This is a genomic window from Pelodictyon luteolum (assembly GCF_001622165.1).
In the GTDB taxonomy this organism is placed as follows: domain Bacteria; phylum Bacteroidota; class Chlorobiia; order Chlorobiales; family Chlorobiaceae; genus Chlorobium; species Chlorobium luteolum_B.
Genome location: NZ_LVWG01000031.1, coordinates 40,548 through 66,565, shown reverse-complemented (window position 1 = coordinate 66,565; position 26,018 = coordinate 40,548). Strand labels below are relative to the sequence as shown.

The window sequence follows — 26,018 nt, the reverse complement described above, 5'->3', positions numbered from 1 at the left end:
GTCAGGGATGCGTACGAAAAACCGTCAGTAACAAAAGACCTCAAGCAATATGAACATTCATGAATATCAGGGCAAGGATATCCTGAGGAAATTCGGGGTGGCCGTGCCGAAAGGAATCGTCGCCTATTCGGCTGAGGAAGCCAAGCAGGCCGCCGAGCAGCTCTTCGCTGAGCAGGACAGCCCCGTAGTGGTCGTCAAGGCCCAGATCCATGCGGGCGGGCGCGGCAAGGCCGGCGGGGTGAAGCTCGCCAAGTCTCCCGAAGAGGCTCGTGAGATCGCCTCACAGATGCTCGGAACAACCCTCGTCACACACCAGACCGGCCCTGAAGGCAAAGAGGTCCGCAGGCTGCTTGTCGAAGAGGGCATGAACATCGATCGTGAGTTCTATGTCGGCATCACACTCGACCGAGCAACCTCGAACAACGTACTCATGATCTCCACCGAAGGCGGCATGGAGATCGAGAAGGTTGCCGAAGAGACCCCGGAACTGCTCCTGAAAATCCAGGTCGACGCACGTTTCGGACTTCAGGGCTTCCAGGCGCGCGAGGCAGCATTCTTCCTCGGTCTTGAGGGTGAACAGTTCCGCAACGCGGTCAGCTTCATCACCGCGCTCTACAACGCCTACACATCGATTGATGCGGCGCTTGCCGAAATCAACCCCCTCGTGGTCACTAAAGAGGGCCGTGTGCTCGCCCTTGACGCCAAAATCAACTTCGACTCCAACGCCCTCTACCGCCACAAGGACTTCATCGAACTCCGCGACATCTCGGAAGAGGACCCCTTCGAGGTCGAGGCTTCGAAATCGAACCTCAACTATGTCCGCCTCGACGGCAACGTCGGCTGCATGGTCAACGGTGCAGGCCTGGCCATGGCGACCATGGACATGATCCAGCTTGCCGGAGGACGCCCCGCAAACTTTCTGGACGTCGGCGGTGGAGCAAGCCCCCAGACGGTCGAGGAAGGCTTCAAGATCATCCTCAGCGACAAGAACGTCAAGGCGATTCTCGTCAACATCTTCGGCGGCATCGTCCGCTGTGACCGTGTTGCCGGAGGCATCATCGAGGCGGCCAGGAAAATCGGACTGAATCTGCCGGTCATAGTGCGCCTTGAGGGCACGAATGCCGATATCGCGCAGAAGATGCTCGATGAATCGGGCTTAAACCTCATCGCAGCCGACGGCCTGAAGGACGCCGCCCAGAAAGTGAACCAGGCGCTCTCGGCCTGAGTAAGCGAAGCCTGCGGGCTCCTCTCTGAACGGAACCCGCCAGAACAGCCCGCCAGAACGACAGTAAAAGCAGAAACCCCGGTAGACGCCGGGGTTTCTGCTTTTCAAGTTTCCGCTCAAGCATAAAAAAAGACAGGGAAGGAGCACAACCCCCCTTCCCTGTCCACTTCAACAACAACCCATTCCAGCATCTGCATCAATCAAGCATCCATCACACGTCATTCACATCACATCTGCATTCTGTTCACCTGGAAAGAACTGCTGTTGAAAATCCAACCAAACACATCACACAACACACAACACACATAACGCAAACACACACTCCTTTCTGTGGAAAGCCCGGTGCAACCATTTCACCTGCTTTCATAGAGTATGACGAGCTCCACCGGGAAACCTTGCACCGAAAAAAAACTTTTTTTCTTCACTCGTAACGAAGAGCCTCTACCGGCCTCAGCTCCGCTGCTTTCCGGGCAGGCCAGAGGCCGAAGAACATGCCGGTGAGCGCCGAAAAGAACGTAGCAAGCACGATGGAAAGCATGGAGGTTTTGACGGCCCAGCCGGCAAAGACGGCCAGCAGCGCTGAAATCCCGATACCGCCGATGATACCGATGATGCCTCCGCTGAGGGTCAGAGCTACCGACTCCACAAGAAACTGCAGCATGATGTCCTCCCGGCGCGCACCGATGGCCTTGCGGAGCCCGATCTCACGAGTACGCTCGGTCACCGATACCAGCATGATGTTCATGATGCCGATGCCGCCGACCAGCAGAGAAATGGCTGCAATGGCGCCGAGCAGCATGCTCATCGTATTGGTCGTACTCTCAAGCATCTCCTGGATTTCGGTCATGTCACGGATGTTGAACGAGTCGTCTCCATCCCTGAGCCGGTGATTCTTTACGATAAGATCAGTGACCGCCTGCTTGGCGCCGTCGATTCCCTCAGCGCTCCGGACCTCTACGTAGATACTGTTGAGGTAGTCCTTGCCGAGAACACGGTACATGGCTGTAGTCACCGGAATAAGGACCACATCGTCCTGGTCGCGGTGCGTGGAAAAACCCTTCGCCGGCGCAATGCCGATGATCTTGAAGTTGATCCGGTTGATTTTTACGGTATGGCCGAGAGGGTTCCGGCTACCGAACAGTTCCCGGGCTACGGTTATGCCGATCACCGCAACTTTTTCGCGTTTCCGGATTTCATCCCGGGTGAACCATCGCCCGACGGATGGGATGAAGGCGCGCATGGCGCCGTACTCGTAGCCGACACCGTCGAGGGTTGTGCTCCAGTTGCGGTTACCGAAGACGATCTGTCCTGATCCGTTGACGGTGCCGGCCGCTGCCTTCACAAGAGAGTGCAGCCTCGAGATATCCTTCACATCCTTGAAGGTAAATCGGGCGACCGCCCCGTCGCCACGGGCCGCACCCCGCACCTTTGCTGAACCGCCCCGGACTGAGATGAGGTTGGAGCCCATGGATTTCAGCTCCTCCTGGATCGATACCTTAGCACCTTCTCCGAGCGCCATCATGGCGATGACGGAAGCCACGCCGACCAGAATGCCGAGCACTGAAAGAAAGGAGCGCACCTTATTGGCAAAAATGGACTGGAATGCCTGTGTGACAAAGCCGATGAAGCGGCCATCCTGCCATAGGGACAACTTATGCGATGCCTGCAGAATGCCATGCAGGTCGACAGAAAGAGGAACGACCGGTCCAGCCGGCACGCCGTCCCTGACCGGCCTCTGGTCGCTGACCACCAGACCGTCGCGCATGGTGATTACCCGGTCGGCATAGGCGGCTATCTCGTCCTCATGCGTCACCATAACGATAGTGCGGCCTTCCCGGTGAAGCTCACTGAGGATCTTCATGATCTCACGCGAGTTTCTGGAATCGAGGTTGCCGGTAGGTTCGTCGGCAAAGAGGATCATGGGGTTGCGGATGAGGGCCCGGGCAATGGCCACCCGCTGCTGCTCGCCGCCGGAGAGCTGGCCGGGAGTATGGTCGAGCCGGTGCAGAAGCCCGACCTTCTTCAGGCTTTCAAGTGCCTCATGGCGGAAATCGCCCTTCAGGCCGCTGTAGATATGCGGAAGTCGCACATTGTCGACGATCGACATTCGTTTGAGCAGATGGAACTGCTGGAACACGAACCCCGCCACATGATTGCGGAGCCCGGCCTGCCCGTCTTCAGAAAGCCCATCGACATTTTGGCCGAACACCCGGTACTCTCCCCGGTCGGGATTATCGAGCAGGCCGAGGATATGGAGCAGCGAAGATTTTCCGGACCCCGACGAACCCATTATGGCAACAAACTCCCCCTCGCGGATCTCAAGGGAAACGCCTCTCAGTGCATTGACAGTGCTCTCCCCTACCGGGTAGGTACGGTGGACATCGACCAGCTCCAGCAGCGGGGGCTTGGGGGCCATGGCCGTCATGGCTTTTTATCTTTTTTCTTCCGCTTCGGCATGAACGGGTTGGAACCACCGTTGTTTTCCGGGAGAACAAACGTGGTATCGGGAAGCAGGATCCTCGAACTGTCGGTAAGCCCTTCCAGAATCTCGGCCCGCCCATCGTCCGTCAGGCCGATCTTCACCGCCTGCAGGCGGCCCGGTCCGCCTTTTTCCCCCTCAAGCTGCACCGTTGTTCTGCCCTTACGGGTTGAGAACGCTGCGAGGGGAACCAGAAGGGCGTCCGTCTTTTCACGGACGATGATGTCGATGTTGGCGCTCATGCCGGAACGGAAGACATCGGGAACAGTTTCAGGGATTACGTCCACATAATAGATGTTGACATTGTTCTGCAGATGCGACTCATAATAGATATGACTGACCGTCCCATTCAGGCGGATTTCGGGATAGGCATCAAGCCCGATAAGCGCTTTCTGCCCCACCCTCACCCGTCCAATATCAGTTTCATCCACATAAGCCTTGAGAATCAGCCGGTCGGAAAGCACGAACAGCGAATCAGAGGACGTTACGGTCTGGCCGGGCTCGATGCTGCGCACGATGACCTGCCCGTCGATCGGAGCAAGCACGGCCGTCGCACGGTAGACCGACTGCCAGTAGGACTGCTCGGCGCTTCCCTGAAGACGCGCTGCATCGAGCAGGGCCGCCCGCTCGCTTGAGCTCAAGAGCGCGAGCACCTGACCTTTACGCACCATCGCCCCCTCCACAACCCGAACCTCCTCCACCCGTCCCGCGACAGAGGGCAGAATCTTAAGCCGGTTCCGGGGCTCGACCTCTCCGGTGGTCGACACCTTCAACACAATGCTCCCCCGCTCCGGCAGCACAACCGAATGCTTTTGGCCGCTCTCCCTCCCGCCACCGGCGGTGAAGAACAGCACCGCCCCCGAGACAAGCCCGAGCACGGCGACAGCCAAGAGTACCTTAATCCATAACTTCATCAAGTCCTCCTCCTTTAGCCTGTATCCATTGAGCCTCAGCAATCCATAGATCGCCGCCGGCATTGAGAAAATCCTTTTTCGAACTGACAAGATTGTCTTCGATGATTACCCAGTCGTCGAACGAGATGAGCCCGTTCGAGTACTGCGCATCGGCAATCGAGGAGCGTTCGACGGCCGCATCGAGATATTTTTTCTGCACCGTGAGGCGCTCCCGGGCATCGACAAACTGCTTCCATCGAGCCTCAAGCATATCCAGCACCTGAAGCAGGCCACTCTCCACAGCGGCCTCCTTCCCGGTAAGTTCGGCCCGGGCCCCGGCAACCCTCGCCCGTCCAGCCCCACCCTCGTATATCGGCACAACGAGCTCCACGCCCGCCTGCAACGAAACGTTTTCCGGAGGCCAGTCACTGATATCACTTCTGCCTGCAGATGAACGCAGGTACAGCTCGGGCGAGAACGCGCTTTCGGCAGCAGCAAGACTGTAGCCAGCAGCGTTGCGTACGGCATCAAGCTCTACAACAAGGGGATTCCTACGGGCAATCGCCTGAAAATCGGGTGCAGTCGCAACCCCCGGCACTCGGGCAGTGAACGATCCTTCTACCCTGAGAGGACTGCGCTCCCTGCGGCCGAGCGCGGAGGAAAGCACGGAGCGGGCAAGAACCAGTCCGCGTGAGGCCTGGGCGACCTCGAACTCGGCTGCGGCAAGGTCCGCCTCGGCCCGCCGGAGCGAACCGATATGCTCCCTTCCCGCACGGTAACGAAGAGCGATGAGACGGGCGTTGTTTTTGCGGCGGAGTGCGATGTCCGATGACAGAGCCACCATTTCCTGAGCCTTCAACAGCTCGGTGAATGCACTTCGGAGCACAAACCGGACGTCTGCAGAAACGCCAGCAAGGGAGCTCTCCCGCGCTTTCACCGACTCGGCCGAAGCGTCACGGAGTTTTGCACTCTTCCGTCCGTCATAAAGAAGCTGGCGGGCTGTCATGGAATAAGAAAAAAGGGACGGCGCCCCGGATGCCCCGCTGCCGACAGTCCCTCCTGTTAGATAGGAGCCCGTCACACCAAGGGAGGGGAAAAGTGTCGAACCCGCAAGGGAGCGATCCGCCTCGGCCTGCCGGAGAAGGGCCCTGGAAGAGGCAAGATCAGGATGGCTCGCCCGCGCCTCCCTCACGCACTCGCTCCAGCTCACCGTTTCTTCCGCATTGAGCATAGCGGGAAGAAGAACCATAAAGAGAAGAACGGAAAAAACGATTGCACGTTTCATAGATAGGGAGAACGGAGCGTTGAAATACCGACGAATGATGGTTGGACGAGAGATACGCAAAAAACCTGTGCACTCCAGCATAAAGGCCGGAAGGTTCTAATAAACAAAAATCCCGGGCCCTCCAATGCAATAATTGCGTTAAATCATTAAGCCCAAAGCGCCTACTGTCGGAACGCATGCCCCCCTCTCGCTATGGAAAGTGAATTGAGTTTTCAGGTGGGGAGGAGGGGGGGTTTCATTGAAAAAATCAGTACCTTCAGAGCCAGAACACAACCATTGACTATGACCAAAGGGCAAATCGACCATGTTTGAAGCACGCAATCTCTCCCTCAGCGTCGGCACCAAGGAGCTGCTTTCGGAAACATCGTTCCGCGTCGGCGACAAAGACCGCGTGGGGCTCGTCGGGCTGAACGGGACCGGCAAGTCAACCCTGCTCAAGCTCATCAGCGGCACCACGGCCGCGGACTCGGGCCTCATCAGCAACGGCCAGTTCATCAAATCCGCCGAAACAACCATCGGCTACCTGCCGCAGGAGATTTCGTTTGCTGACGATCTGGAAAAAACAGCCCTGCAGTACGCGCTGCAGGCAAACGCCCGCCTCTACGAGCTCTCAGGGAAAATCACAACGATGGAACACGAGCTCGCACTGCCCGAACAGGACTATGAAAGCGCCAGCTACCACGACCTTATCGAGCGATACTCCGATGCCATGCATGAGTTCGAGCACCTCGGAGGCTATACGATGCAGTCGGACGCTGAAAAGGTGCTTGCGGGTCTCGGGTTCAGTGAAATCGACTTCCACAAGAAGGTGAAGTCGTTCTCGGGCGGATGGCAGATGCGCCTGCACATCGCCAAACTGCTCCTGCAGAACCCCACCCTGCTCCTGCTTGACGAACCGACCAACCACCTCGACATCGATTCGCTCCGATGGCTGGAGAACTACCTCCTGAACTACGAGCACAGCTACATGATCGTCTCGCACGACCGTTTCTTCCTCGACAAGCTGACCACCAAGACGCTGGAGATCGCCTTCCAGCGAATCGACGAATACAAGGGCAACTACTCGCGCTACGAAACCGAAAAAGCGGAGCGCTTCGAGCTCCTCATGGGCAAGTACGAAAACGACAAGAAAAAGATTGCCGAACTGCAGTCGTTCGTAAACCGGTTCCGCGCCAAGGCGACCAAGGCACGGCAGGCACAGAGCCGGCTGCGCCAGATGGAAAAGCTCGAAAAAGAGATCGAGTGCCCCGAGGAGGACCTGTCGCGGATTTCATTCCGCTTCCCCAAGGCCCAGCCATCAGGACGCGAGGTGATGCGCCTTGACGGGGTCGGAAAAAGCTACCCGTTGCCGGACGGCACCACAAAGGAGGTGCTGCGGGGAATCGATTTGGAGATTATGCGAGGAGACCGCATCGCCATCGTCGGCTCAAACGGCGCTGGAAAAACGACCTTCTGCCGGATTCTGGCCCAGGAGATCGATTTCGAAGGTAAACTCTCGGTCGGCCATAACGTGTCGATGAACTATTTCGCCCAGCACCAGACCGAAACCCTTGCCCCGGAAAAAAGCATCTATACCGAGATGCTTGATGCCGCGCCGACAGCCGAAGCGCAGAAAAAAGTGCGCGACATCCTCGGCTGCTTTCTTTTCAGCGGTGATGCGATTGAAAAAAAAATCAAGGTGCTCTCCGGTGGTGAAAAGTCCAGGGTGGCACTTGCAAGGATCCTTCTGCAGGCCTCAAACCTCCTCGTGATGGATGAACCGACCAACCACCTCGACATGCGCTCGAAAGAGATGCTGATCGACTCGCTGGAAAACTATGACGGGACCCTTCTCCTCGTCAGCCACGACCGCTACTTCCTCGACAGCCTCGTCAACAAGGTGGTCGAGCTCAAAAACGGCTCCATCCAGCTCTACCTCGGCACCTATGCGGAGTACCTTGAAAAGGCTGAAAAGAACCTGGAAGAGGAAAAGGCCCGGGAGGCTGCGGCAATGAAGGCAAAAGCAGCGGCTGAAAAACCTGCGAAAACCGGAACCCAAGCCCCTGCAGCAAAACCCGCGGCAAAAAAAGACAGGAAAAAGATCGAAGCCATCGAAAAGGAGATCAACCGCCTTGAGCAGGAAAAGGAGCGGATGGAGACCCTCATGGCAAACGAGGATTTCTACATGAAAAGCCAGGCTGAAACCGCAGCGACCCTTGAACGCTACCACGCACTTTCGGCCGAGCTCGAGCAGATGTTCTCCGACTGGGAGAAAGCCGGCGGGTAAGAGCTTCCGACACTGGCGTCGACGCAGGCGAAACGCCCACAGTATTACACTTGCTGCAGTAGTTTCGGAACAACAAAAATTTCATACATTTAACAGAACTCTCGCATTTACAACAAGAACTCTCCCATGGCAGCACTGCAGCACCTTACGGGACTATGCGGCATGTCCGCCGGCACCCTCAGCGAACTGCTCGACAAAACTGAAGGCTTCAAGAAGGAGCTCACAGCACCCGCCCCGTCTTTCAGCCCCTCTCTTCAGGGCAGACGGATCGCGCTGGTGTTTTTTGAAAACTCCACCAGAACCCGCTTCTCGTTCGAACTTGCGGCAAGGAACCTCGGAGCCTCCACGCTTGGTTTCAGCGCCTCAACGAGCAGCGTCACCAAGGGAGAAACCCTCAGCGATACAATCAAGAACCTGGAAGCCATGCAGGTCGACGCCTTCGTTCTGCGCCACAGTGCTTCGGGAAGCGCTGAGTTCATCAGCGCCATCACACAAAAACCTGTCATAAACGCCGGTGACGGCTCGAACGAACACCCGACCCAGGCCCTGCTCGACATGTTCACCCTGCGCGAACACTTCGGAAAGCTCCAGGGCATCAAAGTAGCCATCATCGGCGACGTGCTCCACAGCCGGGTGGCCCGTTCAAACATTCACGGACTGCTCACGATGGGTGCCGAAGTCGGCCTCTGCAGCCCGGTGACCCTTCTTCCGCCAGACTCGGAAAAACTCGGCGTCAGCCTTTTCACCGACCTTGACCGGGCCCTTGGCTGGGCTGATGCCGCCCTGGTGCTCCGCCTTCAGCTCGAACGCGCGACCGGCGGCTACCTCCCCTCTCTTCAGGAGTACTCCGTCCACTACGGGCTTACCGATGAACGGCTTGAGCGGACTGCCCGGCACCTTCTGGTGCTGCATCCAGGACCGATAAACCGTGAAATCGAAATCTCTAACCGCGTGGCAGACCGCATCCAGCCACCCGGATACTCGAAAAGCATGTTGCTCGAACAGGTCACCAACGGCGTTGCCGTCCGTATGGCGGTACTCCAGACCCTGCTTGCCGATACACCTTAGCAGTACCCACACACACACACAACATTCAACCCTCAACGCCATGAAAACGACACACACACCCTTCAAGGCCGGAATCCTCGCACTCATCACAGCACTATGCATGCTCCCCCTGCAGGCAGAGGCCGCAACCAGCGACTGGCTGCATGAAGCACGGGTGGGCATCCTCGCCCACGACACCGACATCAACCTCTGGGGCGCTGTTCCCTCCGAACAGGGAGTGGATTTCAACGCAGAGCTCATTTTCACACCCGAGTGGGAGTTCTGGGGCGGTTCGGCACGCCCGAATGTAGGACTTTCCCTGAACAGCTCCGGTGACACCAGCCACATCTACGGCGGCGGCCTCTGGGAGTACCAGTGGAAGAACGGTGTCTTTTTTGATGCGGGAGTCGGACTCTCGGCAAACAACGAATCCGGCAAGGATCTCGGAAGCGCCGTTCTCCTCCGGCTCGCACTCGAGGTAGGATACAACCTCACCGACTGCAACAGGGTGTCACTCATGATGGACCATATTTCGAACGCCAACACTGCCGATCCCAATCCTGGCATCGACAACATCGGCATCCGCTTCGGCCATCTGTTCTGAACCGGAAACACGGACCAACATACCCATAACGCAAAAGCCCCTGAACTGCAGGGGCTTTTGTATTGTATAATGCGGACAGGGTGGAAGACTCAGAGCAGTGAATCGAAAAACTCGGGCACGGCACCAGAAAACCCTTCCTTAGCGCCTTTGCGTAAATAGTCAGGAAGGAACGGCGGATAGAGGTCGTAGCGATGAAGGTCCGTAACCGCCAGCCAGTCAACCCGCATGATCATCTGCTGGTCATCGGGGTATTCGGGATCCCTGCCGGTAATGGTTTCACCCCCTGTCACCTCACAGTGGAAGCCGAGAGAGACCGAGTGATGGCGCTCCCCCTGGCCCGCAACACCGGGGTAGGGATAGAGCAGCTCCTTAACGAAAATCAGCCCGCCAACATTGCAGCTGAGCCCTGTCTCCTCCATCATTTCACGCCGAACTGCATCTTCCAGCGTCTCACCTCGTTCAACCCCGCCGCCTGGCAGAATCCAGTAACTCTCCGGTAGAAAAGGGTCTCCGGCAGAAAAACTCTTATGCTCCACAAGCAGGACGTGCCCGTCCCGGATGCAGAGGGCGCTGACGCGCAATGTCACATCTCCCATATTCATATCCCCGTCAATAGTTGGTGCAGCCGCCACGGCGCAAACCTTTATATAATAGTCATATACTCTAAATGCAATACAGTGGAAAAAGAAGACAAAAAATAAATTTGCTCCTTTCCTATTGAAATACTTACATTTAGGGTTAAGTACAAGCACACACGTTCTTTTCTGTATCCGGTTCCGCTGACTTTCAGGGTCACGGGACCATTTTTCTCTGCAACGCACACACACAACCTAACGGAGAACAACACATGAAAAAAATGCTATCGCTTGCTGCAATGCTTGCAGTACTGTCATACGCATCACCTGCTTCTGCCGAGCTGAAATTCGGTGGAGACGCCAGCGTCAGGGTAAGGAGCGAATTCAACGACAGCGATACCGGGACCACGGCTGACGATGTCAAATGGCAGTACAGGATTCGCCTGAAGGGCGCAGCCGATCTCGGTAGCGGCTACTTCTTCAAGACCATGCTGATGAACGAGGAAGGCAACATCGCCGGCGGCTGGCAGACCGTAGGCTACGGTAACCATGAGGCCATCACCGTCGACATCTCGAACTTCTACTTCGGCCGCATGATGCAGGACAGCCACTACATGATGGGCCGCATGCCGCTGAACAGCTTCAACAACCCGATCCTCGACCTCTCGCTCTACCCGATGCAGGCCCTGGATTCCCCGGTCTTCAACATCAACTTCGACCGCGGCTACGGCGTCAACTACGGCACCAAGCTCGGTGACGGCGACCTGAACGCTACCGTTCTCGTGCTCGACAACGAAGCGCCGATAACCCTCATCAACAACAGCGTGAATTCCGACGGCCTCTTCAACGACGGCTACGGCGTGCACCTCTCCTACAAGATGAACATCGGCGACGTCACCATCGAGCCGCAGATGGTCACCGTGATCGGCAACACCGACATCTGGAACCAGACCCTCGTTGGCGCTGCGTTCGTTACCGCAGCAGTTACCGGACATGCTGACCCGACCACCGACGTCACCTTTGCAAAAGACGTCACGCCCTGGACCTTCGGCGCCAACGCATCCATGCCGGTCGGCGACGCCAAACTCTCCTGCAGCGCGTTCTACACCTTCTGCGAAGACAACGGCGCAGACTACCATGCAGCCGTGTACCGCCTGAAGGGCGAGGTCGGACCGTTCATGGCATGGGTCGACTACAACCCTGCAGCGGACAACAAGACCAACACCGACTACTCGAACACCTTCGTGTGGGCACAGTACAAGTACAGCGTCTACGAGTCAGCAGCAGGCACCTTCAGCCTCCAGCCAACCCTCCGCTGGCTGACCAAGTCAACGGAAACCGCAACCACCGACAGCGACACCAGCACCCTCCGTGCCGAGCTGTGGGCAACAGTAACCTTCTAAGCTTACTCGCTACGCCAGAAGCTGGAAAGGGCCGCCTCCTTGGGCGGCCCTTTCTATTTACAGCCCGGTTATGGGCATTTGCCTGAAAAGCGATTTCACCGTACATTGAAATGTATGTACTGTGCAACACGGCACTTCGGCCGGCATCCTCTTCGAACAATCAAAAACGAAAAAAACATGAACAAAGCCGTCACCTTCTTTGCGGGACTCATCGCAGGCATCATCCTCACCGGGCTTCTTGCCATGCGCATGATGCCGGGCTTGATGCTCACCACCCATGAGAGCCGCTACGCGACCGTGGAAGAAACCTGCGCTGCGCTGAAATCCTCAATCGAAGCCAACAACTGGCAGTCACCCGCAACACGCGACATGACCGCCTCGATCGCCAAGCAGGGCATCACGCTTGACAAGCAGGTCAGCATCGTCGAACTCTGCAATGCACAGTATGCCAACGATGTGCTCGCCACCAACCCTGAAGTCTCTACCCTCATGCCCTGCGCCTGGGGTGTTTATGAAGGAGAGGGCGGCAAGATCTATATCACCGGCATGAACATGGGCCTCATGGCCAAGATCTTTGGAGGCAATATTGCCAAGGTCATGGGAGGCAGCGTTGCCGATGACGAAGCAAAAATGCTTGCCCCGGTCATTGCCGAGTAACGCCTCTCAGAAACTATGAACCATCATACTCCCGGAAGCGCCTGGAAATACGCGGCACTTTCGGGAGTACTGCTTCCAGCCCTATCAACAATCGTTTATAGGCTTCCGTCCTAATCATCTTTTTCCGTACCTTACGGATATGTATGTAGTTTAGCACACACCATCACAACCATTAACAAACACCATCCATGGAAAAAGGCAAACTCCAGGAGTACTGGAAAATCAACCTCGGCTACCTCATCGGTCTGCTGGTGGTCTGGTTTGTCGTATCATACGGGTTCGGCATTCTCTTTGTCAACCAGCTCAACGCCATCCAGCTCGGCGGCTTCAAGCTTGGATTCTGGTTTGCGCAGCAGGGCTCGATCTATGTCTTCGTCATCCTGATCTTCGTCTATGTCGCACTGATGAACAAGCTCGACAAGAAATTCGACGTTCGCGAGGACTGAGGGCTTACCTGAAAGAAAAAATCCAGCACACACAACCAAACCTTAACTGTTTACCGCTATGGATGTACAAATGTGGACATACACCATCGTGGGAATCACCTTTCTGATCTACATCGCAATCGCGGTGTGGGCAAAAGCTGGTTCCACGAAAGAATTCTATGTCGCTGGAGGCGGCGTTCCGCCGGTCCTCAACGGCATGGCGACGGCGGCCGACTGGATGTCGGCGGCTTCGTTCATCTCAATGGCCGGTCTTATTTCCTTCATGGGATATGACGGCTCCGTATACCTGATGGGCTGGACCGGCGGCTACGTGCTGCTTGCGCTCCTTCTGGCCCCGTACCTCCGCAAGTTCGGCAAGTTCACGGTTCCCGACTTCGTTGGAGACCGTTACTACTCGAATGCAGCACGCACCGTGGCCATCATCTGCGCCATCTTCGTCTCCTTCACCTATGTGGCAGGCCAGATGCGCGGCGTCGGCGTGGTGTTCTCGCGTTTCCTTGAGGTCGACATCAACACCGGCATCATCATCGGCATGTGCATCGTGTTCTTCTACGCCGTTCTCGGCGGCATGAAGGGCATCACCTACACCCAGGTGGCTCAGTTCTGCGTGCTGATTTTCGCGTACCTCGTGCCCGCAATATTCCTTTCCATCCAGATAGCCAACAACCCGATCCCGCAGATCGGATTCGGCGGCGCAGGCGCTGACGGCATTCCCCTTCTTGAGAAGCTCGACATGCTGCACAAGGATCTCGGGTTCGCAGCATACACCAGCGGCTCGAAGCCGATGATCGACGTCTTCGCCATCACCTTTGCGCTTATGGTCGGTACTGCCGGCCTGCCGCACGTGATCGTCCGCTTCTTCACCGTACCGAAAGTCCGCGATGCACGCATCTCGGCAGGCTGGGCGCTTATCTTCATCGCGCTGCTCTACACCACGGCTCCGGCGATTGCGACCTTCGCCCGTTTGAACCTCATTGATACCGTCAGCAACAAGAGCTACGAGGAACTTCCCAACTGGTTCAAGAAATGGGAGAACACCGGCCTGCTCGCATGGATGGACAAGAACGGCGACGGCTTAATCCAGTACACCGGCAAGAACATCGGCGGCGGTGATGCGTTCGAAGGCTCAAAGCCCGCATTCACCAAAGAAACCGGCGCACACGGAGAACCGCTGCTCAGCAACAAACCCAACGACAACAGCAACGAGCTGTACATCGACAAGGACATCATGGTGCTGGCCAACCCGGAAATCGGCGGACTGCCGGACTGGGTGATCGCTCTTGTGGCGGCCGGCGGCCTTGCAGCAGCTCTTTCGACTGCAGCAGGCCTTCTTCTGGTCATTTCGACCTCCATCGCGCATGACCTTGTCAAAAAACAGCTAAATCCGAACATCAGCGAGAAATCCGAACTGCTGTTCGCCCGCGTTGCCGTTGCCGTCGCCATCGTGATTGCAGGCTACTTCGGCATCAATCCTCCGGGCTTTGTGGCAGAAGTGGTGGCGTTCGCCTTCGGCCTTGCCGCTGCATCGTTCTTCCCGGTCATCATCCTCGGTATTTTCTCGAAGAGGATGAACAAGGAGGGCGCCATTGCCGGCATGCTCGTAGGCCTCATCTTCACGGCGGCCTACATCGTCAACTTCAAGTTCCTGAACCCCGGCATGAACAAGCCCGAGTTCTGGTTCATGGGCGTTTCACCCGAAGGCATCGGAACCATCGGCATGCTCATCAACTTTGCCGTCAGCTACGTGGTCTCCAGATTCACGCCTGCTCCTCCGCAGGAGATCCAGGATCTGGTCGACAGCCTCCGCTACCCGAAAGGCGCAGGAGAGGCCGTGGAACACTGAGGATCTTGAGAGGTCACCATTCACTAAAAAAGGCGCGGAACCAACCGCGCCTTTTTTTGTTTACTTTCATGGGAACCGCTTCACACCCCAACTTCACCTTGAACGCCCTGCATGGCTGCCGAAACTGACACCACGTCCCCCGAACTCCGCGAAACAGTCGCATCACTGCCTACAGGCCCCGGCATCTACCAGTTCAAAAACAGTGCAGGAAAGGTTATCTATGTCGGAAAAGCCAAGAACATCCGTTCAAGGGTTCGTTCCTACTTTCGCGATCCCCGGCAGCTGACAGGCAAAACACAGGTGCTGGTTGGCCATATCACCGATATGGAGATCATCATAACCTCTTCTGAGGTTGAGGCGCTGATCCTTGAAAACAACCTGATCAAGGAGCTGAAGCCCCGGTATAACGTCAACCTGAAAGACGACAAGACCTACCCGTGGCTCGTCATCACCGGCGAACCCTTTCCCCGCGTCTTCATCTCGCGCAACCGCATACGCGACAATTCAACCTGGTTCGGTCCCTACACCGAAGCAGGTCAACTGCGTTCGATTCTCGAGCTTATCGGTTCCATTTTCCCGGTCCGAAGCTGCCGGTACAGCCTCACGCCTGAAAACATTGCCGCAAAAAAGCACAGGCTCTGCCTCGACTACCACATCGGCAAATGCAAGGGCCCTTGCGAAGGGCTGCAGGATGAGGCCGAGTATCTGGAGATGATCGGCGAGATTGTGCGGCTTCTGAAGGGACGCACCACGGGACTCCTCAAGGAACTGCACGAAAAAATGCTCAAGGCTGCCGCAGAACTGCGCTTTGAAGAAGCCGCGGAGCTGAAGATGCAGCTTCAAAGCCTCCGCAGATACGCCGACAGGCAGAAAATGGTTGCCGCCGACGGCATGGACCGGGACGTTGCGGCCATCGCTTCCGGAGATGACGAAGCCTGCGGTGTGGTGTTCCGCATCCGTGAAGGCAAGATGCTCGGGGCACGGCACTTCATCCTCACCAACACCGCCGGTGAACCCGAGAAAAAACTGCTCGGGAAAGTACTCGAGGGGTACTACCTGAAAGCACCCGAAGCAATGCCGGAAGAAGTCCTTCTCTCGGCGCAGCTTGATCTGGACGACACCGAAAGTCTCCAGGCCCTCTCCAGAGAAAGGGCGGAAGAGAACCCGACACGGAAAAAGCCGGTGAAGTTCACGGTACCGCAGATTGGCGAAAAAGCCCAGCTGATGGAAATGTGCCGCCAGAACGCCCGCCACCATCTGGCAGAGTATCTGGTACAGAAACAGAAACGCGGGGAAGCCGCTCGCGAACACTATGGGGTAAAAGCACTCGGAGAATCGCTGCATCTTGAGAGCCCCCCGAAACGGATCGAGTGCTTCGACAACTCGCACCTTCAGGGAACCGACTATGTCAGTTCGATGGTATGCTTCGTCAACGGAAAGCCCCTTAAATCCGCGTACCGGAAGTTCAGGCTCCAGTCACTTGAAGATGCTTGCGGTACAGGAAGTTCCGATGACTATGCCGCCATGGAACAGGTACTCGGACGCCGTTATGGGGGTTCGCTGCGTGATGAGCTCCCGCTCCCGGACCTCATCGTGGTCGACGGAGGAAAAGGCCAGGCCAACAGTGCTAAAAAAGTGCTTGACCGGCTGGGAGTCACGGTCCCCGTCATCGGGCTCGCAAAACGCCTGGAAGAGATCTTTACTCCGGATGCGGACGGGCCGTTCAATCTGCCGAAAACATCCCCTGCTCTCAAGCTTCTCCAGCAGCTGCGCGACGAGGCGCACCGGTTCGCCATAACCTACCATCGCAATATCCGCTCAAAACGGACACTCGAGACCGGACTCACCGCAATCCCTGGCATCGGGGAAAAAACCGCATTCGCCCTCCTGGAGCGTTTCGGATCAGTGGAAGGGGTTGCAGCGGCAAGCGCCGAAGAGCTCTCAGCATTCGCCGGCCACGTCAAGGGGGTGTCAATTTTCAGGCATTATCACCCGTAACTCCCTGTTGATGACCCGGACGAAAAGCCAACCTGCGGTAGTTCGGATATTTCTCTTATATTTATCTATGCATGCTATGACCGTGATGGATGTAAAACAATATATGCCTGCCAATGAACCTGCCTGATTTCTTCGACGATGACCATAGACCCGGAAAAGGACCGTCAGGAAAGGAAAAACCCGATCTTGAGGGTCTCGGTGCACTCTTTGATGCTGAAGAGCTGATTGACAGGATAGCGCAGCTCAATGAAGATGGTTTCACTGCTGAAGCCCTTCTTGTGGCCCGACGCCTTGAAGAGATTGCCCCATACAACACCGAAGCCTGGTTCCACCTCGGCAACTGCCTGACCCTCAACGGCATGTTCGAGGAAGCGCTCGACGCTTTCCAGCATGCTTCGCTCCTCAGCCCGGCAGACAGCGAGATGAGGGTCAATCTGGCGCTCGCCTGGTTCAACACCGGCCATCTTGAGCTGGCACTCGAAGAGATTGAGGGCATAAGAGCAGACAGCTCCGTAGAAAAAGATTACCACTACTACAGGGGAACCATTCTGCAGCGGCTTGACCGCTTCGCAGAAGCAGAGGAAGATTTCCTCCGGACCCTGGAGCTTGACCCGGATTTCGCCGAAGCCTGGTATGAGCTTGCATACTGCAGAGATCTACTGGGAAAGCTTGAGGAAAGCACCACCTGCTACAACAAGAACCTGGATCTGGACCCCTATAACATCAACGCCTGGTACAACAACGGTCTGGTGTTGAGCAAGATGAAGCGCTACGACGAAGCACTCGAGTGCTACGACATGGCTCTGGCGATTTCCGAGGATTTCAGCTCTGCGTGGTACAACCGGGCCAACGTTCTGGCCATCAATGGACGGATTGAGGATGCTGCCGAAAGCTACCGCCAGACCCTCATCTACGAGCCAGACGACATCAATGCGCTCTATAACCTCGGTATTGCCTGCGAAGAACTTGAAGAGTATCAGGAAGCCGCTGACTGCTATCGTAAATGCATCTCCCAGAGTTCTGATTTTGCTGACGCATGGTTCGCCCTTGCCTGTTGCCATGAAGCGATGGATGACTACCCTAAAGCCTTCCATACCGTCATGGAGGCCCTGAAGCTCATACCCGACAGCATCGAGTACCTGTTGCTCAAAGCAGAGATTGAATACAACGTAAACAATCTGGAAGACTCCATCGAAACATACCGCCGGGTGATTGAGCTTGATCCGGAAAGCCCGCAGATATGGGTCGACTTCGCCATGGTACTTAAGGACGCCGGCCATATCAACACCTCGATTGAAGCGCTGCAGCAGTCACTGAAACTCCAGCCGCTCTCTGCAGACGCCCATTTTGAGATCGCCGCCGCTTATTTCGCAATGGGTGACAAACTCAGTACCCTGAAAGCACTCAGCAAGGCATTCAAGATCGATCCTGACAAAAAGCAGCTCTTCCAGAGCGCATTTCCTGAACTTTACCAGCAGGATTCAGTGAGGAGGATGCTGGGGATTTCATGAGTCATGCCAAACTGATTTACGGCCTCATCGGCCGCGCCGTCGATTATTCTCTCTCCCCGCTTATCCACAACACGGCGTTCTCCCTCCTCGGGATAGAGGCATGCTACACCATCTTCAACATTGCCTCAGAAGAAGAGGTTCCGGTGGCCGTCAATGGAATGCGAGCTCTCGGCATTGCGGGCTGCAACGTCACTATTCCCTACAAGGTAACCGTTGTGCCCTCCCTTGATGCACTCTCCGATGACGCACGCTCCATCGGGGCGGTCAACACCATCGTCAACGAAAACGGCAGGCTTACGGGCCACAACACCGATATCGCCGGATTTGCGGCCCCGCTCATGCCACATAAAACCGCCATTCTCGGACGGCCGGCAGTCCTGTTCGGCAACGGCGGCGCTGCCTTGGCAGCCATAGAGGCCCTCACGCGCCACTTCAGCCCATCGTCCCTCACCGTATTCGTCCGTGACCCTGTAACGGCACAAGAGCGCCTTCTGCCTTACATTAAGAGGGGGTTTGTGCAACTTGCCCGCCAGGATGACCTGTTCCGCGGCCAGGAGAGCGCCATGAAAACATGCCGTGATGCCGCTCTCATCGTCAACGCAACACCGAAGGGCACCTACGGTCGACCCGACTCCGGGGAAAGTATCGTCCCCACCGATGCGGGACTGTTCCACAACGGCCAGACCGTCTACGACATGGTATACAACCCCGAACACACCCCGCTTCTGGCCGCAGCAAAAGCAGCCGGAGCCGGCACGATACCGGGCATCGCCATGCTCCTGGCCCAGGCCGCCCGATCCTTCCACCTCTGGACCGGCCACGAGATGCCATCCCGGGACATTGAACCCATAGTACTTCATGAACTGCAGCTGCTGCGCAGCAGGTAACAGCAACCTTACTCTCCATTCCGGCCACATGAAACTGTTCACCATGATCGCGCTGTCTGTCATCGCAGCCGACCAGCTCACCAAACAGCTTGCCGTCTCGTTTCTCCGCGACATGCAGCAAAGCATCACCATTATTCCGGGCTTCTTCTCCTTCACCTATGCCGAAAACCGCGGAGTGGCATTCGGTATGGAGTTCGCCCCTCCCTTCATCCTGCTTATGCTTACCGGCGCCATCGTCCTCGGGGTCCTCGTCTTCGTGGCCCGAAGCAGGAACCGCTCTCCCCTCTTCCTTTCTGCGTTCGCCCTCATCGCCGGAGGCGGCATCGGAAACATGATTGACCGGATTGCAAGCGGCAGGGTCACGGATTTCATTTATTTCGACCTCTACAAGGGAGAACTGTTCGGCCACTGGGTGTCGCTCTGGCCGATCTTCAACATAGCGGACTCTGCAATCACCATCGGTGCCTGCATGCTGGTCCTGTTCTACAACCGGATCTTTCCTGACACCGATGGGACCTGTCATGCTGGCTGACGCACACTGCCATCTTTCGTTCCCCGAATTCGACCCTGACCGGACGGAAGTCATCCTTCGGATGCAGGCGGCAGGGGTCACGCTCCTCATTGATCCGGGAACCGACCTTGCAAGCAGCCGCAGGTCCGTCGAGCTCTCGAAGCAGTACAGCTTCATCAAAGCCAACGTAGGCCTTCACCCGCATGAGGCCGAAGGGCCGGTGGCGGATGCAGTGTACGAAGCGCTCGAGGAGCTCGCAGGCAGCCCTGAAGTGGTCGCCATAGGCGAGATCGGCCTGGACTACCACTATCCCGGCCACAACCCCCGTCATCAACAGGATGCGTTCCGCACCATGCTCCGGATGGCAGCAGAACTCGACCTCCCCGTCGTCATCCATTCGCGTGATGCTTGGCCGGACACCCTCCGCATCCTGGACGAAGAGCGGCATTCAGGCCTCCGGGGGATTATGCACTGTTTCTCAGGCGACACCACGGTGGCTCTGGAGTGCATTCGAAGAGGACTGTTCATCTCCATCCCCGGCACCATCACATTCAAGCGCTCCATTCTCCCCGAGGTGGTTCGCTCTCTTCCGCTTGCAAGCCTGCTTGCCGAAACCGACGCCCCTTACCTTGCCCCCGTGCCATTCAGGGGAAAGCGGAACGAACCCGCTCATGTACGCCTCGTTGCCGAAGCTATTGCTGATGCGAGATCCATCACCCCCGAAGCCGCAGCTGAAGCACTCTATCGAAACACTCTCGACGCATTCGGGATCAGCGGCTGAAACCGTCCTGTCCTTTGCAATTTCCGTCAAACTTGTTTAGGTTCAGAATCAAAACACAGCCGATGGCCGCCAACACGAAATCACATCCATGAACGATAACGACATACAGCCAACACGCACCGAAGGCAAAAAGGCAGCCCTCGACAACCTGCTCTACTTCGCCATCCGCTACAAAAACCTGATATCGGGAGCTCTTATCCTGATTCTCATCGGAGGTGCCGCAGTCTTCTTCTGGACAGAGCGGCAGGCCTCGAGGGAAAAAGAGGCTGCACCGATACTTGCGGCCGCAGCCGTCGCATTCGATCGGGGCGACTTCCAGAAAGCCATCAATGGAGGAGAGAAAGAACCCGGACTGAAAACCATCGCAGAACAGTACAACGGCACCCCCAGCGGTGAAATGGCCGAGCTGCTGCTTGCCAACGCATACTACGCAATTGGGAAACCCGAAGATGCGCTGAAAGCCTTCGATGCTGCATCGCCCGGCAGCCCCGATCTGGCTGCTGCAGCCAGAGCCGGAAAAGGTGCCTGCCAGAACGACCTGCGGCACTACGAGGACGCAGCAAAAAGCTTTCTTTCCGCATCCGATAAAGCAGAAAACAACGCACTCAAAGCACAATACCTGATGGCTTCGGCTGACAGCCACCTTGCCGCCGGGGATGCAGAAAAAGCCGCTGAAATCTTCCACCAGGTCGTCGACCGTTACCCGGGATCGTCGGGAGCGGGAGCAGCCCAGCAGGCTCTCTGGAAGATCTCAGGAATGCAAGAGGTCTCTAAAAAGTAATTCACGAACAACACTCAGTAAACAGGACACACCATGGCCGCATCATACATCATCAAGACAAGCCTCGGGGACATCCAGATCAGCCTCTTTGACGACACCCCGCAGCATCGCGACAACTTCATGAAACTCGTTGGTGAGAAATACTACGACGGGATCCGCTTCCACCGCGTCATTGAAGGGTTCATGATCCAGACCGGCGACCCGCTCTCCCGCCATGACGACAAGCGTATGCTGCACGGCACCGGCGGACCCTCCTACAAAATCCCGGCAGAGATCAGCCATCCCAACAAAAAAGGGACCCTTGCGGCAGCCAGGGACAACAACCCCCAGAAGGCATCATCAGGCAGCCAGTTCTATATCAACCAGGCCGACAACGCATTTCTTGACGGACAGTACACGGTATTCGGGGTAGTGGAGTCAGGCATTGATGTTGTTGACAGCATTGCCGCGGTCAATACCGACCCCAACGACAACCCGCTGAAACCGGTCACCATCGATACAATCCTCGAAGCCCCTAAAGCCTGAGCCTATACCATGGAAGGCATTGCGTCCAACCTCAGGGAGATCCGCCAACGGGTCCATGATGCCGCCCGGGCAGCTGGAAGGGACCCGTCATCGGTCCGGCTCGTTGCCGTCTCCAAAACCAAGCCGGCCGGGATGATTCGGGAGGCGTTCGACGCTGGCCAGACACTCTTCGGCGAAAGCTATCTCCAGGAGTTCCTGGAGAAATGCGATGATGCAGAACTTGAAGGCTGCCGGCTTGAGTGGCACTTCATCGGACACCTGCAATCCAACAAAGTCCGCTCCGTCATCGGCAGGGTCTCGCTCATCCATGGCATCGACAAGGTATCGACAGCCGAAGAGCTCTCAAAGCAGGCCGTGAAGCGCGGCATCAATGCAGACTACCTGCTTGAAATCAACACTTCGGGAGAGGCTACAAAATACGGCATGCAGCCTCTGGAGGCGAAGGCGGCGGCAGAGACACTCTTCCGCCTGCCCGGCATCACCCTCCGGGGCCTCATGACCATTGCCTCCCCTGACCCGGCACAGGCCGAGACGGAGTTCAGAAACCTTCGGCTATTGCTGGATGCCATCAAAACCCAGGCTCCGCACCCCGAAGAGCTCACGGAACTCTCCATGGGCATGAGCGGTGACTTCGAAGCCGCCATTCGCCAGGGAGCAACTCTGGTCCGGGTCGGAACAGCCATCTTCGGCTGGCGCTGAGTTCCCACAGAAAGACATGCCCCCCCCACATCTCTGGCGGGGGATTTTTTTCTGATTGCCGAAGCGGTTATATTGAAGGTTTTCAGCGCGAACTCCACCGTCAAACAAAAAACACACCAACCATGATTGCACAGAAGGCAAAAATCGAGGAAGCCGTTTCGTTCATCAGGAAAAAGACACAGGACGAATACCCGGTGGGCATTGTACTGGGAACCGGACTCGGAGCCCTTGCAAAAGAGATTGATGTCGAATTCGCGCTGGACTATGCCGATATCCCGAACTTCCCCATCTCGACGGTGGAAACCCATCACGGCAAACTGATCTTCGGCACTCTGGCAGGAAAGAAGGTCGTCGCCATGCAGGGCCGCTTCCATTTCTATGAAGGCTACTCCATGCAGCAGATCGTTTTCCCGATCCGCGTCATGAAGCACCTCGGCGTAAAAACCCTCGGCATCACCAACGCCTGCGGCGGCCTGAACCCCGGATTCCAGAAAGGTGACATCATGCTCATCGACGACCACATCAACATGCTGCCGGGCAACCCGCTCATCGGGCACAACGACCCCGAAACCGGGTCACGCTTTCCCGACATGTGCGAGCCGTACTCGAAGCGCCTCCTCCAGATCGCCGAAGAAGTAGCTCTTGAACATAAAATCAAGGTGCAGCGTGGCGTCTACATCGCACTTTCCGGCCCCTGCCTTGAAACCCGTGCCGAGTATCGCATGCTGCGCACCCTCGGCGCCGATGTCGTCGGCATGTCGACCGTACCGGAAGTGATCGCCGCCGTACACCAGGGCACCGAGGTCTTCGGTATGTCGATCATCACCGACGAGTGCTTCCCTGACAACCTGCATCCGGTCAGCATTGAAGAGATCATCGAGGTATCCAACCAGGCGGAGCCGAAAATGACCACCATCTTCAAGAATGTCGTAGCAAAACTTTAATCTGCCACAAAGACCATGATCGACGCACTATCATTCAAAAACGGGACCTTCCGATACCTTGACCAGCGCTACCTGCCTCTGCAGGAGCTGCATGTCGAGACAATGGACCACCGGGAAGCCATCGAGGCCATCAAGACCCTCGCCGTCAGGGGCGCCCCGCTGATCGGCGCATCTGCAGGCTACACCGTCGTGCTCGGAGTGAACAGCTTCAAGGGATCGAAGGAAGAGTTCCCTGCCTATTTCTCGGAGCTCATCAAGGATGTCGAAGCTTCCCGCCCGACGGCCGTCAACCTCTTTTTTGCCACGAAGAAGATGAAAGCGGTCTACGATGCAAACTTCGAAGCTGACTCTCTTGAGACGCTGAAGGTGAAAATGACCGATGAGGCCCACAAGATCTACAATGACGAAGTCGACAACTGCGACCGGATTGCACGCCATGGCGTAGAGCAGATCAAGCGGGACTGCGCCGACATCCTCAAGACCCGCAAGCTCAATGTCCTGACCCACTGCAATACCGGGACGCTGGCCTGCTGCGGTATCGGCACCGCGCTTGGCGTCATCCGTCTGGCATGGCAGGAGGGGCTGATTGAGCGCGTCATCACTGCAGAAAGCCGTCCGCTTCTTCAGGGACTGCGCCTGACGGCCTGGGAGCTCGAACATGACGGCATCCCCTTCATCTCGATTTCCGACTCCTCATCGGCCTTCCTCATGCAGCGCGGCATGATCGATTTCGGCGTCGTCGGCGCAGACCGAATCACGGCCAACGGAGACACGGCCAACAAGATCGGCACCTACGCCCATGCGGTCAGCGCAAACCACCACGGCATTCCTTTCTACATCGCAGCTCCGGTATCGACCATCGACATCACCCTCAAGGAAGGAGCACAGATCCCGATCGAAGAGCGCAACGCCGACGAACTGCGCACCATCTTCGGCACCCAGGTAGCAACCCCGACAACCCCTGTGCTGAACTACGCTTTCGACGTCACCCCCGGCACGCTGCTTCGCGGCATCATCACCGAGAAGAAAGCCGTTGTGGGCAACTACGAAACAGGACTCAGGGAGCTCTTCAACTGACCCGAACCGCTACCCGTTCCGCATGTCAACGAGAAACTGGGCACCACTGACCCGGTTTCTTATTGTTTCAAAATTGGATATTTTCAATCTTGTTTTTCCGGATATCCCCTTATTGTCTTACTTTCCAAAGTGACAGACAGCAAGCCTGTCCATGAGGGCATCAATCCCGCACCCCTCCCCCATCAACAACAGCAGCAGCAACCGTAGCGCACCATGGACATTCTTTTCCTCGCCAGGCTCCAGTTCGCCCTCACCTCGGTATTCCATTTCTTCTTCGTTCCCCTCACCCTTGGCCTCTCGATCTTCACCGCGATCCTTGAAACCGCCTGGGTCCGCACGGGAAACGAGAAGTACCTGAAGCTCGTACAGTTCTGGGGACGGCTTTTTCTCATCAACTTCGCCGTGGGAGTGGTGACGGGCATCGTCATGGAGTTCCAGTTCGGCATGAACTGGTCGGAGTACTCCCGTTTCGTCGGCGACATTTTCGGTGTGCCGCTGGCTATTGAGGCGCTGCTCGCCTTTTTCATGGAGTCGACATTCCTCGGTATCTGGATCTTCGGCCGGGACCGCCTTCCGAAAGCCGTGCACGCTGCATCAATATGGCTCGTGGCCCTCGGCTCGAACCTTTCGGCACTCTGGATCCTCGTCGCCAACTCCTTCATGCAGGCCCCGGTCGGGTTCAAGATGGCAGCCGATGGTTCGCGGGCTGAAATGACCGACTTCGGAGCCCTCCTCTTCAACCCGAACGTCTGGAAACAGTTTCCGCATGTGCTTGCAGGCGGAATCGTTACCGGCGGATTCCTGGTGATCGCCATCAGCACCTGGCACCTCATGAAAGGCACCAGAGACCGCGATGCCTTCATCACCTCGATGAAGTTCGGCACCATCTACGCCTTCATCGGCACCATTTTCGTCACCATGGCAGGCCACACCCAGATGCAGCACATCATGAAAACGCAGCCGATGAAGGTGGCGGCCGCCGAAGCGCTCTGGGAAACGGAAAACCCTGCAAGCTTCTCCCTCTTCACCATCGGCAACGAAGAGAAGCTCGAGGACGTTTTCTCAATCCGCATACCACGACTGCTCTCGTTCCTCGCCTATAACTCGTTTGAGGGCGAAGTGAAAGGCATCCGCGAGCTGCAGGAAGAGTATGAGCTCAGATACGGCCCCGGCAGCTACATCCCCTCCATCATTACGGCTTACTGGAGTTTCCGGCTGATGGTCGGCGCCGGCACCCTCATGCTCCTCGTCTCCATCCTCGGACTCTGGAAAATCGCGAAGGAAGACTACCGGTTTTCGCCCTTCATCGGCGCACTCTTCTTCTGGTCGATGCTCCTGCCCTGGATTGCCAACTCAACAGGATGGATACTGGCTGAAATGGGACGGCAGCCGTGGATCGTTTTCGGCCTCCTGAAAACCGAGCAGGCGGTCACGCCGGCTTCGGTGGTCAGCGCAGGCGAACTCGTCCTCTCCATCACCGTTTTCACCCTGCTCTACCTCATGCTCGCTGCGGCCGACCTGCTCCTCATCAGGAAGTATGCCGCGCGTGGACTTGAGGCTGGCCAATAACCCGCAAAAAAA

The 26,018-nt window shown here is 56.9% G+C and carries 23 protein-coding genes; 19 read left to right on the top strand and 4 right to left on the bottom strand.

The window, feature by feature from the left end; all coding sequences use genetic code 11:
- Positions 1–49: 49 nt before the first annotated feature.
- Complete coding sequence (gene sucC / locus A3K90_RS06185) at positions 50–1,225, top strand: ADP-forming succinate--CoA ligase subunit beta (RefSeq protein WP_303681706.1); 1,176 nt, start codon at positions 50–52, stop codon at positions 1,223–1,225.
- A gap of 421 nt (positions 1,226–1,646) precedes the next feature.
- Here sucC and A3K90_RS06180 read toward each other — a convergent pair whose 3' ends face one another.
- Genes A3K90_RS06180 through A3K90_RS06170 form a run of 3 tightly spaced genes read right to left on the bottom strand, consistent with a single transcriptional unit; the run spans position 1,647 to position 5,882 of the window.
- A complete protein-coding gene (locus A3K90_RS06180; protein ID WP_303681705.1) occupies positions 1,647–3,641 on the bottom strand; it encodes an ABC transporter permease in 1,995 nt (664 codons plus the stop codon).
- A gap of 5 nt (positions 3,642–3,646) precedes the next feature.
- Entirely contained in the window at positions 3,647–4,618 is a 972-nt protein-coding gene (locus A3K90_RS06175) for an efflux RND transporter periplasmic adaptor subunit (RefSeq protein ID WP_303681704.1), read from the bottom strand.
- Complete coding sequence (locus A3K90_RS06170; RefSeq protein WP_303681703.1) at positions 4,602–5,882, bottom strand: TolC family protein; 1,281 nt, start codon at positions 5,880–5,882, stop codon at positions 4,602–4,604. The genes A3K90_RS06175 and A3K90_RS06170 overlap by 17 nt, the downstream gene beginning before the upstream one ends.
- Before the next feature lie 304 nt (positions 5,883–6,186).
- Between A3K90_RS06170 and A3K90_RS06165 the strand changes: the two genes are divergently transcribed.
- The 3 genes from A3K90_RS06165 (at position 6,187) to A3K90_RS06155 (ending at position 9,799) form a co-directional block, all read left to right on the top strand.
- Positions 6,187–8,148, top strand: a complete 1,962-nt coding sequence (locus tag A3K90_RS06165; RefSeq protein WP_303681702.1) for an ABC-F family ATP-binding cassette domain-containing protein — start codon at positions 6,187–6,189, stop codon at positions 8,146–8,148.
- A 135-nt stretch (positions 8,149–8,283) separates the two neighbouring features.
- The gene (locus tag A3K90_RS06160; RefSeq protein ID WP_303681724.1) at positions 8,284–9,216 is read left to right on the top strand and encodes an aspartate carbamoyltransferase catalytic subunit; all 933 of its coding nucleotides are present in this window, start codon (positions 8,284–8,286) and stop codon (positions 9,214–9,216) included.
- Between the two features lie 40 nt (positions 9,217–9,256).
- Positions 9,257–9,799 (top strand): acyloxyacyl hydrolase, encoded by a 543-nt coding sequence (locus A3K90_RS06155; protein WP_303681701.1) that lies wholly within the window; start codon positions 9,257–9,259, stop codon positions 9,797–9,799.
- Between the two features lie 89 nt (positions 9,800–9,888).
- On the opposite strand, the gene A3K90_RS06150 is transcribed toward A3K90_RS06155, so the two are convergent.
- The gene (locus A3K90_RS06150) at positions 9,889–10,395 is read right to left on the bottom strand and encodes an NUDIX domain-containing protein (protein ID WP_303681700.1); all 507 of its coding nucleotides are present in this window, start codon (positions 10,393–10,395) and stop codon (positions 9,889–9,891) included.
- A gap of 251 nt (positions 10,396–10,646) precedes the next feature.
- On the opposite strand from A3K90_RS06150, the gene A3K90_RS06145 reads away from it, so the two are divergent.
- From A3K90_RS06145 to A3K90_RS06075, 15 genes are all read left to right on the top strand, one after another.
- Positions 10,647–11,777 (top strand): hypothetical protein, encoded by a 1,131-nt coding sequence (locus A3K90_RS06145; protein WP_303681699.1) that lies wholly within the window; start codon positions 10,647–10,649, stop codon positions 11,775–11,777.
- A 177-nt stretch (positions 11,778–11,954) separates the two neighbouring features.
- Positions 11,955–12,434: a DUF302 domain-containing protein gene (locus A3K90_RS06140; protein WP_303681698.1), complete on the top strand. Its 480-nt coding sequence runs from the start codon at positions 11,955–11,957 to the stop codon at positions 12,432–12,434.
- 188 nt (positions 12,435–12,622) lie between these two features.
- Positions 12,623–12,880, top strand: coding sequence for a DUF4212 domain-containing protein (locus tag A3K90_RS06135; protein ID WP_303681697.1), 258 nt, complete (start codon positions 12,623–12,625; stop codon positions 12,878–12,880).
- Positions 12,881–12,938: 58 nt separating this feature from the next.
- Positions 12,939–14,723, top strand: a complete 1,785-nt coding sequence (locus A3K90_RS06130; RefSeq protein ID WP_303681696.1) for a sodium:solute symporter family protein — start codon at positions 12,939–12,941, stop codon at positions 14,721–14,723.
- A 111-nt stretch (positions 14,724–14,834) separates the two neighbouring features.
- Positions 14,835–16,721 (top strand): excinuclease ABC subunit UvrC, encoded by a 1,887-nt coding sequence (uvrC, locus tag A3K90_RS06125; RefSeq protein ID WP_303681694.1) that lies wholly within the window; start codon positions 14,835–14,837, stop codon positions 16,719–16,721.
- A gap of 113 nt (positions 16,722–16,834) precedes the next feature.
- The gene (locus A3K90_RS06120; RefSeq protein ID WP_303681693.1) at positions 16,835–18,232 is read left to right on the top strand and encodes a tetratricopeptide repeat protein; all 1,398 of its coding nucleotides are present in this window, start codon (positions 16,835–16,837) and stop codon (positions 18,230–18,232) included.
- Positions 18,229–19,119 carry a shikimate dehydrogenase gene (gene aroE, locus A3K90_RS06115; protein ID WP_303681692.1) on the top strand — a complete coding sequence of 297 codons (891 nt, stop codon included), beginning with the start codon at positions 18,229–18,231 and terminating at the stop codon, positions 19,117–19,119. The genes A3K90_RS06120 and aroE overlap by 4 nt, the downstream gene beginning before the upstream one ends.
- 28 nt (positions 19,120–19,147) lie before the next feature.
- A complete protein-coding gene (lspA, locus tag A3K90_RS06110; RefSeq protein ID WP_303681691.1) occupies positions 19,148–19,651 on the top strand; it encodes a signal peptidase II in 504 nt (167 codons plus the stop codon).
- A complete protein-coding gene (locus tag A3K90_RS06105) occupies positions 19,641–20,411 on the top strand; it encodes a TatD family hydrolase (RefSeq protein ID WP_303681689.1) in 771 nt (256 codons plus the stop codon). The genes lspA and A3K90_RS06105 overlap by 11 nt, the downstream gene beginning before the upstream one ends.
- A gap of 88 nt (positions 20,412–20,499) precedes the next feature.
- Entirely contained in the window at positions 20,500–21,192 is a 693-nt protein-coding gene (locus tag A3K90_RS06100) for a tetratricopeptide repeat protein (RefSeq protein ID WP_303681688.1), read from the top strand.
- A 33-nt stretch (positions 21,193–21,225) separates the two neighbouring features.
- Positions 21,226–21,717, top strand: a complete 492-nt coding sequence (locus A3K90_RS06095) for a peptidylprolyl isomerase (RefSeq protein ID WP_303681687.1) — start codon at positions 21,226–21,228, stop codon at positions 21,715–21,717.
- Positions 21,718–21,726: 9 nt separating this feature from the next.
- A complete protein-coding gene (locus A3K90_RS06090; protein WP_303681686.1) occupies positions 21,727–22,416 on the top strand; it encodes a YggS family pyridoxal phosphate-dependent enzyme in 690 nt (229 codons plus the stop codon).
- A gap of 122 nt (positions 22,417–22,538) precedes the next feature.
- Positions 22,539–23,360 (top strand): purine-nucleoside phosphorylase, encoded by an 822-nt coding sequence (locus tag A3K90_RS06085; RefSeq protein ID WP_303681685.1) that lies wholly within the window; start codon positions 22,539–22,541, stop codon positions 23,358–23,360.
- Between the two features lie 15 nt (positions 23,361–23,375).
- Positions 23,376–24,437, top strand: coding sequence for an S-methyl-5-thioribose-1-phosphate isomerase (mtnA, locus tag A3K90_RS06080; RefSeq protein ID WP_303681684.1), 1,062 nt, complete (start codon positions 23,376–23,378; stop codon positions 24,435–24,437).
- Between the two features lie 213 nt (positions 24,438–24,650).
- On the top strand, positions 24,651–26,006 hold the full coding sequence (locus A3K90_RS06075) for a cytochrome ubiquinol oxidase subunit I (RefSeq protein WP_303681683.1): 1,356 nt from the start codon (positions 24,651–24,653) through the stop codon (positions 26,004–26,006).
- The last annotated feature ends 12 nt before the right edge of the window (positions 26,007–26,018 follow it).

Bases quoted from the DNA above. Each gene is read 5' to 3' on its own strand.
- A3K90_RS06120 (WP_303681693.1), top strand. From the start codon at position 16,835: ATGAACCTGCCTGATTTCTTCGACGATGACCATAGACCCGGAAAAGGA.
- A3K90_RS06150 (WP_303681700.1), bottom strand. From the start codon at position 10,395: ATGGGAGATGTGACATTGCGCGTCAGCGCCCTCTGCATCCGGGACGGG.
- uvrC (WP_303681694.1), top strand. From the start codon at position 14,835: ATGGCTGCCGAAACTGACACCACGTCCCCCGAACTCCGCGAAACAGTC.
- A3K90_RS06140 (WP_303681698.1), top strand. From the start codon at position 11,955: ATGAACAAAGCCGTCACCTTCTTTGCGGGACTCATCGCAGGCATCATC.
- aroE (WP_303681692.1), top strand. From the start codon at position 18,229: ATGAGTCATGCCAAACTGATTTACGGCCTCATCGGCCGCGCCGTCGAT.
- A3K90_RS06135 (WP_303681697.1), top strand. From the start codon at position 12,623: ATGGAAAAAGGCAAACTCCAGGAGTACTGGAAAATCAACCTCGGCTAC.
- A3K90_RS06085 (WP_303681685.1), top strand. From the start codon at position 22,539: ATGATTGCACAGAAGGCAAAAATCGAGGAAGCCGTTTCGTTCATCAGG.
- A3K90_RS06170 (WP_303681703.1), bottom strand. From the start codon at position 5,882: ATGAAACGTGCAATCGTTTTTTCCGTTCTTCTCTTTATGGTTCTTCTT.
- A3K90_RS06165 (WP_303681702.1), top strand. From the start codon at position 6,187: ATGTTTGAAGCACGCAATCTCTCCCTCAGCGTCGGCACCAAGGAGCTG.
- A3K90_RS06105 (WP_303681689.1), top strand. From the start codon at position 19,641: ATGCTGGCTGACGCACACTGCCATCTTTCGTTCCCCGAATTCGACCCT.
- A3K90_RS06090 (WP_303681686.1), top strand. From the start codon at position 21,727: ATGGAAGGCATTGCGTCCAACCTCAGGGAGATCCGCCAACGGGTCCAT.
- A3K90_RS06130 (WP_303681696.1), top strand. From the start codon at position 12,939: ATGGATGTACAAATGTGGACATACACCATCGTGGGAATCACCTTTCTG.
- sucC (WP_303681706.1), top strand. From the start codon at position 50: ATGAACATTCATGAATATCAGGGCAAGGATATCCTGAGGAAATTCGGG.
- A3K90_RS06180 (WP_303681705.1), bottom strand. From the start codon at position 3,641: ATGGCCCCCAAGCCCCCGCTGCTGGAGCTGGTCGATGTCCACCGTACC.
- A3K90_RS06100 (WP_303681688.1), top strand. From the start codon at position 20,500: ATGAACGATAACGACATACAGCCAACACGCACCGAAGGCAAAAAGGCA.
- A3K90_RS06155 (WP_303681701.1), top strand. From the start codon at position 9,257: ATGAAAACGACACACACACCCTTCAAGGCCGGAATCCTCGCACTCATC.
- A3K90_RS06175 (WP_303681704.1), bottom strand. From the start codon at position 4,618: ATGAAGTTATGGATTAAGGTACTCTTGGCTGTCGCCGTGCTCGGGCTT.
- A3K90_RS06095 (WP_303681687.1), top strand. From the start codon at position 21,226: ATGGCCGCATCATACATCATCAAGACAAGCCTCGGGGACATCCAGATC.
- A3K90_RS06075 (WP_303681683.1), top strand. From the start codon at position 24,651: ATGGACATTCTTTTCCTCGCCAGGCTCCAGTTCGCCCTCACCTCGGTA.
- A3K90_RS06145 (WP_303681699.1), top strand. From the start codon at position 10,647: ATGAAAAAAATGCTATCGCTTGCTGCAATGCTTGCAGTACTGTCATAC.
- lspA (WP_303681691.1), top strand. From the start codon at position 19,148: ATGAAACTGTTCACCATGATCGCGCTGTCTGTCATCGCAGCCGACCAG.
- mtnA (WP_303681684.1), top strand. From the start codon at position 23,376: ATGATCGACGCACTATCATTCAAAAACGGGACCTTCCGATACCTTGAC.